The organism is Yoonia sp. KMU-150 (assembly GCF_056858355.1).
In genome coordinates, this window is the sequence record NZ_JBXEQF010000001.1 from 1,537,249 (window position 1) to 1,548,796 (window position 11,548).

Annotated in this window: 7 protein-coding genes; 4 read left to right on the forward strand and 3 right to left on the reverse strand. The window is 64.8% G+C overall.

Translation table 11 applies throughout. The annotated features are described in order from the left end of the window. Positions 1-11 precede the first annotated feature (11 nt). From AC04PH_RS07545 to AC04PH_RS07555, 3 genes are all read left to right on the forward strand, one after another. A complete protein-coding gene (locus tag AC04PH_RS07545) occupies positions 12-2,018 on the forward strand; it encodes a LysM peptidoglycan-binding domain-containing protein (protein WP_483065131.1) in 2,007 nt (668 codons plus the stop codon). Between the two features lie 69 nt (positions 2,019-2,087). Continuing rightward, the gene (locus AC04PH_RS07550; RefSeq protein WP_483065132.1) at positions 2,088-3,911 is read left to right on the forward strand and encodes an ABCB family ABC transporter ATP-binding protein/permease; all 1,824 of its coding nucleotides are present in this window, start codon (positions 2,088-2,090) and stop codon (positions 3,909-3,911) included. A 52-nt stretch (positions 3,912-3,963) separates the two neighbouring features. Further along, on the forward strand, positions 3,964-5,154 hold the full coding sequence (locus AC04PH_RS07555; RefSeq protein WP_483066167.1) for a multidrug effflux MFS transporter: 1,191 nt from the start codon (positions 3,964-3,966) through the stop codon (positions 5,152-5,154). On the opposite strand, the gene AC04PH_RS07560 is transcribed toward AC04PH_RS07555, so the two are convergent. Genes AC04PH_RS07560 through AC04PH_RS07570 form a run of 3 tightly spaced genes read right to left on the reverse strand, consistent with a single transcriptional unit; the run spans position 5,155 to position 10,585 of the window. After that, positions 5,155-5,526, reverse strand: a complete 372-nt coding sequence (locus tag AC04PH_RS07560; protein WP_483065133.1) for a hypothetical protein — start codon at positions 5,524-5,526, stop codon at positions 5,155-5,157. After that, complete coding sequence (locus tag AC04PH_RS07565) at positions 5,523-9,305, reverse strand: efflux RND transporter permease subunit (RefSeq protein ID WP_483065134.1); 3,783 nt, start codon at positions 9,303-9,305, stop codon at positions 5,523-5,525. Before AC04PH_RS07565 ends, AC04PH_RS07560 begins: the two co-directional genes overlap by 4 nt. Then, positions 9,302-10,585 (reverse strand): efflux RND transporter periplasmic adaptor subunit, encoded by a 1,284-nt coding sequence (locus AC04PH_RS07570; RefSeq protein WP_483065135.1) that lies wholly within the window; start codon positions 10,583-10,585, stop codon positions 9,302-9,304. Before AC04PH_RS07570 ends, AC04PH_RS07565 begins: the two co-directional genes overlap by 4 nt. A 265-nt stretch (positions 10,586-10,850) precedes the next feature. Here AC04PH_RS07570 and AC04PH_RS07575 point away from each other — a divergent pair, with 265 nt between their 5' ends. Then, complete coding sequence (locus tag AC04PH_RS07575) at positions 10,851-11,540, forward strand: hypothetical protein (RefSeq protein ID WP_483065136.1); 690 nt, start codon at positions 10,851-10,853, stop codon at positions 11,538-11,540. Positions 11,541-11,548 lie beyond the last annotated feature (8 nt).

Consider the following 11,548-nt stretch of genomic DNA (forward strand, 5'->3'; position numbering starts at 1 on the left):
GGGATGTGCGAGTGGCAAAAGGCGCGGGTTCAGGCGTGGCCTCTATCGGGCTGGGCGTCGTTGCGGCGGTGGTGATCGGCGTCGTCGGGCTGGCGGTCTTTCGCCCTGACGGAACTGCGCCGCCACCGCAGGCAGGGGATGCCGCGGCGACCATGGATGCTGTCGAGGAGGTGTCGACGGTCGCTGACGCGCCGGGCGTCGATGAAACGGTTGTGACGGCAGACGCGCCGACGGTCGAGGAAACGGCGATTTTGGATGACGTGCCGGCCGCCGGTGACGTGGCTGTCGCCGATGAAACACCGATTGCTGATGACGTGCCCGGCGCGGAGGACACCGCGGTTGTGGACGACGTACCTGACGTCGATGACACGCCTAACGTCGATGACGTCCCTATTGCCGATGACACAGCCATTGCGGAGAACGCGCCTACCCCGGACGATACTGTCGATACCGCCGTCATTGACAGCGACCCTTTGCAGGACCCTGTCGTTGCTGACGCCGCCGCTGTCGTCGCGCCGCAGATGCTGCCCCCGTCGCGCGAAACCTTTCTCATGTTTCCCGACGGTTTTGCCACGATTGCCGGGCGCGCCAGCCCCGATGCCGTCATCGACATCGTGCTCGGCGGGGATGTGATCGAAACCGTCACGGCGGATGCGGCCGGGCGGTTCGGCACGACGCTGCTGATCACCCCGTCCGACCAACCGCGCCGGATGCAACTGGTGGCCGACCCGGACGGGCAGGCCGTGCTGTCGACCGAGACCTATTTCGTGCAACCGGTCATCGCCGCTGACCCGGCGGAGGATGAGGTGATGATCGCCGGGGTCGCCCCGACCGAAGATCAGCCTGCTGTGGACGACAGTCCGGAGATCGACTTGGCAGATGCAGACACCGTGACCGAAACTGCAGTTGCGGATGTGGCGGAGCCGCTGTCCGTTGCGAGTGGCCAGGATGCGGACGAAGACACCGCCGATGTGACGGTAGCGCAGGCGACGGAAACCACGGGCGATGCCGCACCGGAGGCCGAAATCGGGGTGGCACAGGCAGACCCGGCACCGACCGACGCGCCCGGACTTTCCGATACGACGGAAACTGAGGCGACGCCGGAACCTGCCGAAAGCGGCGTTTCCGTGGCTGCCGAAGCTCCGGCCACATCGGATTCAGTCGTAGGCACGGCAACCGTCGATGTCACGCCGGACGCGGCCGGAACAGATGTCGTTGCAACCGCGCAGCCTGACGCCGTGGCTGACGGTGACGGGTCAGAGGTTGCCGCGCAAACCCAGCTGGCCACTGCAGAAACAGATGCCGCACCCGAGGCGGTGGCCGAAACCGCGGAACCGGATGCGGTGGCACCTGCGGTCGTGGCGGCGACGCCAGCGATCACGGTTCCTGAACCTGATGTCAGCCCTGCGCCGCAGATTGCAGCGCCGGCACCCGTCACGCCGCAGGCCCGGCCCGGTGCACCGGCGGTGCTGGTCGCGGATGCCGAGGGCGTGCGGGTGCTGCAACCCGCAGATGGCGGGCAGGCACCGGAGGTGATGTCGCAGGTGGCGCTCGACACCATCAGCTATGACGACGCGGGCGAGGTTCAGCTGACGGGGCGCGGGGCGGGTGACGGTTTCATCCGTATCTATCTGGACAACCAGCCGGTCACGACGTCCCGGATCACAGCTGACGGGGGCTGGTCCACCGACCTGCCGGACGTGGATACCGGTGTTTACACCCTGCGCGTGGATCAGGTGACGGCAGAAGGCGACGTGGTCTCGCGGATCGAAACGCCGTTCAAGCGCGAGGAGGCCGAGGATGTCGCTGCCGTCTTTGCATCCGAGACAGCCGACGCCGATTTCGACGTCGCCGTGCGGACGGTGCAGCCGGGCGCGACGCTCTGGGCGATCGCGCGCGAGCGGTATGGCGAGGGTATCCTGTACGTCGCCGTGTTCGAGGCCAACAGGGACAAGATTCGCGACCCCGATCTGATCTACCCGGGGCAGGTGTTCCGTATTCCCGAAATCACCGAATAGTTTGGCAGAGGGCTGGTCACCGGTGACGGCAGCGCATAGTTTTGGCGTCTTGCCAGTACTGGAATACAGATGCGTCGCCTGACCAAGACCCAAGCCAATCTCGACAATACGCGGATCCAGGGCTGGAACGTCATCCGGCGCGTCATGCCCTATCTCTGGCCGAGGGGGGAGACGGGGGTCAAGGTCCGCGTCGTGACCTCGATGATCGCGCTGCTGCTCAGCCAGGTCATCGCCGTGATCACGCCGCAGTTCTTCAGCCAGGCGGTCGACGTCATGGCACCCGAGAACGGCGACATGGCGACCTATCTGGGGCTGGGGGCGGTGGGGCTTACGCTGGCTTACGGGTTGGCCCGGCTGATGACCGTGGGTTTCCAGCAGCTGCGCGACGTGATCTTTACCGTCGTGGGGCAGGGCGCGTTGCGGGCGCTGGCGTTGCAGACCTTCACCCATATTCACCGCCTGTCGATGCGCTACCACATCACCCGCAAGACCGGTGGTCTGTCCCGCGTGATCGAACGCGGGGTGAAGGGGGTCGAGTTCCTGCTGCGGTTCCTGCTGTTTTCGGTCGGGCCGCTGGTGCTGCAACTGCTGATGATCGCGGGCGTGCTCTTTTTCACGTTCGACGTCTGGTATCTGGTCGTCGTGGTCGTGACCATCGCGCTTTATGTCTGGTTCACCTTCGCGGTGACAGAATGGCGCGTAAAAATCCGCAAGGAAATGAACGATCAGGACACCGACGCCAACCAGAAGGCCATCGACAGTCTTTTGAACTTCGAGACGGTCAAGTATTTCGGTGCAGAGCGGTGGGAAGCCGACCGCTATGACGCCGCGATGGAACGGTATCAGGCGGCGGCGATCAAGACGAACTATACGCTGGCATTCCTGAACTTCGGGCAGGCGCTGCTGATCACCGGCGGGCTGGTCGCCGTGATGGTCATGGCGGCGCTGGGCGTGCAGGACGGCAGCCTGACGGTGGGCGATTTCGTTCTGGTGAACGCCTATATGATCCAGATCACGATGCCCTTGAACTTCCTTGGCACGGTGTACCGCGAAATCCGGCAGGCGTTGATCGACATGGGCGATATGTTCGACCTGCTGGAGCAACCGGCAGAGGTGACGGACAAACCCGATGCGGCGATGCTGGTCGTGGATGGCGGCGCGGTGGAGTTGCGCGACGTGTCCTTTGGCTATGATCCCGAGCGTCCGATCCTGCAGGGGGTCAGCCTGCGGGTGGCACCGGGGCAGACGGTTGCGATCGTCGGCTCGTCAGGGTCGGGCAAATCCACCATCGGACGGCTGCTGTTCCGGTTTTACGATGTGACCGACGGGGCCGTGCTGATCGACGGGCAGGATGTGCGGGACGTGACACAGGAAAGCCTGCACGGCCAGATCGGCGTGGTGCCGCAGGATACGGTGCTCTTCAACGATACCGTGCACTACAACATCGCCTATGGGCGCCCCACGGCGAGCGAGGCAGAGATAGTGGCCGCCGCGAAGGCCGCGAAGATACACGACTTTATTGTCAGCTTACCGGATGGATACGAAACGACTGTCGGTGAACGCGGCCTGAAACTCTCGGGCGGGGAAAAACAGCGGGTAGGGATCGCCCGGACGCTCCTGAAGAACCCGCCGATCCTGCTGCTCGACGAGGCGACGAGCGCGCTGGACACGGAAACCGAGATGGAAATTCAGGCGGAACTGAAGGCCATGGGCGAGGGCCGCACGGTGATCACCATCGCGCACCGCCTGTCCACTATTGCCGATGCCGACCGTATCGTCGTGCTGGAGGCGGGCCGGATCGTGGAGGAGGGGACGCATGACGCGCTGCTGACAAAAGACGGCAGGTATGCGCATCTGTGGAATCGCCAATCCGAGGAAGACGTGACAGTCTGAGCCTGACCGCAGCGCCCACGCGCTGCGCAGAATAAAGGAATACCCGATGTCGATGTTGCGCGCGGCCCTTGTCCTGGGGCTTTTGGCGGCGGTTGGACCGTTCGCGATTGATATGTATCTGCCCGCGATGCCCGCGATTGCCGAGGGTCTGGGGACCGATGCGGCGGCTGTACAACTGACGCTCACGGTCTATTTCGTGGTCTTCGGGATAGCGCAGCTGTTCTACGGACCATGGGCCGATCAGGTGGGGCGCAAGCTGCCGCTTTACGTGGGTGTCGGGCTGTTTGCTGCGGCGACGGTCGGTTGCGCGCTGGCCCCGTCCATCGGCTGGCTGATCTTTTTCCGCGCCGTACAGGGGGCGGGCGGTGCCGTGCTGATGGTGGTGCCGCGCGCGGTGATCCGCGACATGCACACCGGCCCGCAGGCGACCAAGCTGATGGCGATGGTGATGCTGGTGATTTCCGTTTCGCCAATGCTGGCCCCGTTGGCGGGCAGCGGGTTGATCGCGCTGGGCGACTGGCGGCTGATCTTTTGGGTGCTGGCGCTGGCGGCGGGGGCAAGCCTTTTGGTGACCGCGACGCTGCTGCCGGAGACGCTGCCGCCCGCAGGCCGGGTGCCGGTCAACCTGCGCAGCCTGATGCGCGGGGCCAAGGTGCTGTTCCGCGATCCGGTCTTCATGGGGCTGACGTTGATCGGCGGCTTCGGGTTCGCCAGCTTCATGGTGTTTCTGGCCAGTGCGGCCTTCGTCTATACAGAACAGTTCGGGCTGACGCCGACCGGGTTCAGTATCGCCTTCGCGATCAACGCGATCGGATTCTTCGCCGCGTCGCAGGCGGCGGGGCCGCTGGGCGAAAGGTTCGGCATCGTGCCGGTGATGCGCTGGGCGGTGATCGGGTTCGCCGTCTTCGCAATCGGACTTCTGCTGGTTCTGCTGGTGGGCTTCGTCAGCTTGGCCGTGGTCGTGGCCGGGCTGTTTCTGGGCAACGCATGTCTGGGCCTGATCATCCCCACGACGATGGTCATGGCGCTGGACCCGCATGGCGAGATCGCGGGGCTTGCGTCCTCGCTGGGTGGCACGTTGCAGATGGTGACGGGCGGTGTGATGGTCGTTGTGGCGGGGCTGTTTTTCGACGGGACGGCGGTGCCGATGGTCGCGGGAATCGCGCTTTGCGCGGTGCTGACGCTGGGGCTGGCATGGCGCACGCTGGCGCTGATGGATCAGGCCCCGGCGACGGCGGAGTGATCAGGCCGTCAGCGCCAACGTGCCAAGAAACGTCATACCCGCGAACATCGTGGACTGCGGCAGGATGCGGAACGACACCTTCGCGGTGAGCGGATAGACCAGCGCGCCAATGGCGTAGGCCAGTGCCGTCAGGGTCGCGGCAAGTGCCAGGCTGCGGCTGTCGAAATACGCGGCTGCCGCGAACAGGGCGGCCAGTTGCACAAGGGCCAACGTCATCAGGTGCCAGACCAACAGGGCGGTGTGTTTGGCCGTCGTGTCGAGGTCGCGCGAGGCCGCGACCGGGGCGGCGGTATCCTTGCCGCCTGCGATGGCGTGTACGGTGCAGACCAGCGCCCCGACACCTGCGGCGATCCATAACGGCCACTGCATCATTCTGCCGCCTGAATGGTGGTCAGCGGGACCATCGGACGCGGCGCGCGTGTTGCATCGTCGTCCTCTGTCCAGATGAACTCGGGCGATTTTATCCGGCGGGCCTGCCGTTGCAGTGCCCAGTCCTGTGCCGCGCGGGACGAACGGCCGAACGACAGCTTGGCCAGCAGGCGCGCGAACCAAAGAACGTAGGTCGTCACCCAGACGCGGGTGGCGAGCATCGCGGGCGTGAACACCAGCGTCAGCATCGTGGCGATTCCGAGGCCGAAGACCACGGCGGTGGCAAGCTGTTTCCACCACAGCGATGTCGGACTGTTGAAGCTGTAGCCGCCGCCGAAGAAATCGAGACTGAGGCCGAACATCATCGGCGCCAGTCCCGCCATCGTCGTGATGGTGGTCAGCAGCACGGGGCGGATGCGGTCCTCGGCGGTGCGGGTGATCGCCTCTGACCGCGGCATGTACTGGCTGTATTCCTGATAGGTGTCGATCAGGATGATGTTGTTGTTCACCACGATCCCGGCCAATGCCACGATCCCCGTGCCGGTCATGATGATCGAGAACGCCTGATCCATCACCAGCATGCCCACCAGCGTGCCTGCGGTCGACATGACCACCGCCAGCAGCACGAGGACGGAGTTGTAGATGGAATTGAACTGCGCCAGCAGAATGATGAACATCAGCCCCAGCGCGCCGGCGAAGGCGGTTTGCAGGAAGGCCTGGGATTCCGCCTGATCTTCCTGATCGCCGGTCCATTCCCAATCGACGGACCCTTCGAACGGCTGGGTGTCGAGCCATGCGGTCAACTGCGCGATGCGTTCGTTGGGGTTGATGATGACCTCTGTCAGCGCATCCTCAACGGCAAGCAGTTCGCGCAGATCGGACTGGCCGTAGCCCGCCGCATAGGATTGCACATCGTATTTCGCGACCCCGGTCGCCTCTTCATCCGCGATCCGGGCGACGGCGACGGTCTCGCCTTGCGCGCCTTCGGTCTCGGGTGTGCGTGTCAGCGCGACCAGACCGGTTTCGACGCCTGCCTTGATGTCGAAATACCGCGTTTGGTCGATACGGTCGATCTGGGCGAGCTTTTCGACCGGCGTGCGGGTGATGAAGTTGGACAGCGGGATCAGCCCCTGATTGGTGCGCACGCGCAGAGTGTCCAGCGTCGACAGCACGCGGTCTTTCTCGGGCAGGCGTACGCGGATCTCGATTTCCTCGTCGGAACTGTCGACGCGCATGGTGTCGAGCAGAATACCGCGCGTCACCATCTGCACCATGGCCCCGACGGATGCGACGTCCGCGCCGAAGCGACCGGCCTTTTCGACGTCGACATCGATCTGCCAGTCGATCCCGGGCAGGGGGAGCGTATCCTCGATCAGGGTCAGGCCGGGTGTAGCCTCGAATCGCGCCCGCGCCATGTTGGTCGCGGCGCGCAGGTCATCCCAGTTTTCGCCGCGCAGACGCAGATGCACCGGTTTGGCGGATGCGGGGCCACGCGCGAGCGCGAGAATCTCGGAGCGGATGCCGGGAATTTGATCAAGCTCTGCCTGAATCTGCTCAAGGATCAGGTCACCGTCGAACGTGTCGTCTTTCACGCTGCGCTGCACGGTGTAGTCGATGACGGGGATGGTGAACCAGTCCTGCCGCACGGTGGGCCGGTCGTCCCAGGCGATGGTTTCGAACTGCACCTGACCGATTGTGTCGCGCGGGGTGCTGGCCCCGCTGGCATCGGTGTTCAGCCCGCCGTCACCGGCAAAGGCGAAGGCGTTCAGCACACCGGGGTTCGCCAGCACGACCGCCTCGGCCTGCTGTACAAGCGCATCCTTTTCGGCCAGCGACAGGTTGCCGCGCGCCTGCACGTAGACGGTGCCTTGCTCCGGTTCGGATTCCACGAAGAACTCGACGCCGTTGTTGTTGGCCCCGAAGTAGCCGAAGATCGATATGACGGTAAAAATCACGGCGCCGATCGTCACCAGCGGCATGATCGGGTTGCCGACGATGAAGTACATGAAATAGCCAAACGGCGTCCGGCGATAGCCTGCCTTGATCCGCTTGCGGCGGCGGGTGATCTTGGCGGCCCCGATGCTAATCGACGCGAAAGCCGCACCGAACAGGAACAGCGCGATCCCCGGCAGGCTGTCACCGAGTCCTGTGGTCTGCACCGCTTCGCCGGTCAAGTAACCGGGGTTCAGGGTAAGCATCGCGCCGGCGAAAACCGTCATGATCGCCACGGGCACAAGAAGCGCGCGGATGATCCATGGCAGCTTGCGGCGTAGGGCGTCCGACACACCCTCGAACGCGCGGCTGAGCCGCCCTGTTACACCGCCCATGACCGGCAGATAGATCAGCGCCACGATGAGCGAGGCCGACAGCACGAAAATCAGCGTGACCGGCAGCATGCCCATGAACTGCCCCGGCACGCCGGGCCAGAACAGCATCGGCAGGAACGCGCAAAGGGTCGTCGCGGTGGAGGAGATGATCGGCCAAAACATGCGTTTCGCGGCCTCGGTATAGGCCGACATCGGACCGGAGCCTTCCTGGATACGCCTGTCGGCGTATTCCACCACGACGATCGCGCCGTCCACCAGCATCCCCACAGCGAGGATCAGGCCGAACATGACGATATTGGAGATCGTGATATCCATGATCGCCAGCAAGGCGAAACACAACAGGAACGATGTGGGGATCGCGAAGCCCACCAGCAGGGCAGGCCGGGTGCCAAGGGCGGCCAGCACCACGATCATCACCAGCGCCACGGCGGTCAGTACCGACCCTTCCAACTGGCTGACCATGGAGGCCACGCCCTTGGACTGGTCGTTGGACGTGCCGACGTCGATGGCGGCCTGCAGGTCGGGTGACCAGCTTGCGCGTTCTTCCTCGACCACTTCGCGGACCAGCGCGGTGGTGTCGATCAGGTTGAACCCTTTGCGCTTCACGATCTGGAGCGCGACGGTGTTGACGTTGTTGAAGCGGGCGGTCCCGACGCGGTCCTCGAAGGTCAGGCGGATCGTCGCCAGATCGCCGAGCGTGATCACACGGTCACCGTTCGTCTTCACCGGCAGCGAATAGACATCCTGCGGCTCGTCGAAGGACGACGGGATTTTCACGGCGAATGTGCCCTGTGCCGTCTCCACCTCACCTGCCGCGATCAGCAGGTTGTTGTTGGTGACGACGCCGATCAGCTCGCCCGCGGTGACGTTGTAGGCCTCCAGCTTCAGCGGGTCGATCACGACCTCCAGCATCTCGTCGCGCTGCCCGGCAAGCCCGGCTTCCAGCACGGCGTCGAGACCCTCGATGCGTTCCTGCAGACCCTCTGCCACCCGGCGCAGGGTGCGTTCGGGCACGGCCCCGGTGAGGTTCACGATGATGATGGGAAATTCGGAAAAGTTGATCTCGTTGATCGAATACTGGTCCGCACCCGCCGGGAATTTCGCTTCCGCCGCGTTCATCGCGTCGCGAATATCGGCCAGTACCTTGGTCTTGTCCCAGCCGAATTCGAATTCCAGCGCGACCCCGGCGTAGTTTTCCGATGCGGTCGCGGTCATGGTTTTCAGCCCGTCCAGATCGGACAGCTCCGTCTCCATCGGCTTGACCAGCAAGGTTTCGCTATCGGCGGCGGAGATGCCGGGGAAGGGGACGGACACGAAGATCGCGGGAATTTCGATATCCGGTTCGCCTTCCTTGGGCAGGCCCACATAGGCCATGCCGCCCGCCAAAAGCGACAGGGCGATGAAAGCGAGCACCATGCGCGCACGGCTTGCGGCCCAGTCGACCAGTCCGGTCATCCTTCCGCCTCCTGATAGGTCGGCGCGATCGGCACGCCGTCGGTGACGAATTCCTGTCCGACGATGATCACGTCGGTCTGCTCGGGCAGGTCGGTGACCCAGACGCCGTCGACGGTGTCGCGCAGCAGGGTGACGGGCATGAACCTTGCGGTATTGTCGCCGTCGACCGTGCGCACGCCAAGTGCGCCGTCATCGTCAAGCGTCAGTGAGGATTGCGGCAGCAGATGGGCCGACCGCCCGTCCGAGGCCACGACGATTTCGACGGTCTGGCCGTCGCGGATCGCCAGATCCGGGTTCGGTACCGTGACCTCGACCCGAAACGTCCGGGTCGTTTCGTCGGCGGAGCGTGACAGGAAGGTCACCCGCCCGGTGACGTTCGCTCCGTCGGTCAGCCGTCCGGCGGTCATCGCCCCGACAGAGACCTTGTGCACATCGGTCTCGGGCACGAAGCCAACCAGCTTGATCGGGTCGAGCTGGATGATGGTGGCACAGGGCGATCCGGGCTGCATCAGCGTCCCGAGTTCGGCGGTATCGGTTTCCAGCAGGCCCGCAAAGGGGGCTTTGATCACCAGCTTTTCGATCTCCCGTTCGGCGACGGCGACACCGGCCTGCGCGGCCTCGATCCCCGCCTCTGCCGCTGCCACGCCGGATTGCGCGCGCTGCAGCCCGGCGGCGGCGGCTTCCGCCACGGCCTCCGCGCTGACCAGCCGGGTTTCCGACCCGAACCCGCCCTCGTTCAGCTGACGGGCGGCGTTGACGTTGATTTCAGCCTCGCGAATGCGGGCGTTGGCTTCGGCGATGGCGGCGCGGGCTTCGGGCACACGGCCTTGTGCCTCGGCCAGACGGGCGCGCGCCTCTGCAAGGCTTGCCTCGCGCGTGCCGGGATCAAGTTCGCACAACGGCTCTCCCGCAGTCACGTAGGCGCCCTTGCGCAGCGGCTCCGACGTCACCTGACCGGATGTCTCCGCCGCGACCGAGACCTGCCGTGCCGCCTCCGTCTTGCCGCGCAGGACGACGGCGCTGTCGACGGTCTGCGCCGTCGATCGCAGCGCCACGACCCGCACGACATGGTCGTCATCGTCGCGGGTGTCATCCGCCTCGGGGGCCGCGACGTCGGCGACATCCGTCTCGTCGCCGGTATCGTCAGTAGGCTCTTCCGCAGGCGGGGCGGGCACCGGTGAAGACGTTTGGGCAAATTCGACCAGGCGCTCCCGCTCGAATACGACGAGGTAGAGCGCGGCAGACACCAGCAGGGCGGTAACGATGGGTATGATCTTCATCTCGCGGCCTTTGCACCAGTTCCAGGTGCGGCTTACCCGAAACATATCCTAGTATCTACGCGCGATGGGCGCGGTCGGATGTCTTTTTCCATACTAAACTGCTTAGTTCAGTTTAGGCCCCAGATGCGCAGGCCGCAAGCCTCGTTTTCTGCGGTGCCGCGTCGCAGGGGCATATGGCCAGCGCGCGGGTCTTGGCATTTGCCAAAACTTCACTGTATGAACGTCGAAACGACACGAGCCATGCAGGTGGCGCGAGGGGGTCCGGGTGAGCGAGACAGACAGCTTTATCAACGAAGTCACCGAAGAGGTCCGGCGCGACCGGCTGTTCGGCTATCTGCGCAAATACGGCTGGATCGCTGTCGTCGCCGTTCTGCTGATCGTCGGTGGTGCGGCCTATAACGAATACCGCAAGGCGCAACTGACATCTGTTGCGCAATCCACCGGCGATGCGATGCTCGACGCGCTGTCCGAGAACGATGCCGCAGCACGGGCGGCGGCTTTGGAGACGGTCTCCGCCGATGGTGCGGCGGTGGCCGTGACCGCATTGCTGACCGCCGCGACGCAGCAGGAAGCGGGCGATCTTGCCGCATCGCAGGCGACGCTTGATGCGCTGGCCGTGAACCCCGACGTTCCGCAGGTCTATCGCGACGTGGCGGGATTCAAGTCGGCGCTGATCGTGACGCCCGAAACCGACGCCGCCGCACGACGCCAGACGCTCGAAGGATTTGCGCAACCCGGTGGGCCGTTTCACCTGCTGGCGCTGGAACAGCTTGCACAGATGGATGTCGCCGCGGGCGATACGGAGGCCGCCGTCGCGACGCTGCGCGTGATCGTCGAGGATGCGGGCGTGACGCGGGGCTTGCGCGAACGGGCGCAAAGCCTGATTGTGGCGCTGGGTGCCGAGATCGATCCCGAAAGCCCGGACGCCGCGCCGGCTGCGGACGCTGATCAATAAGCCAACAA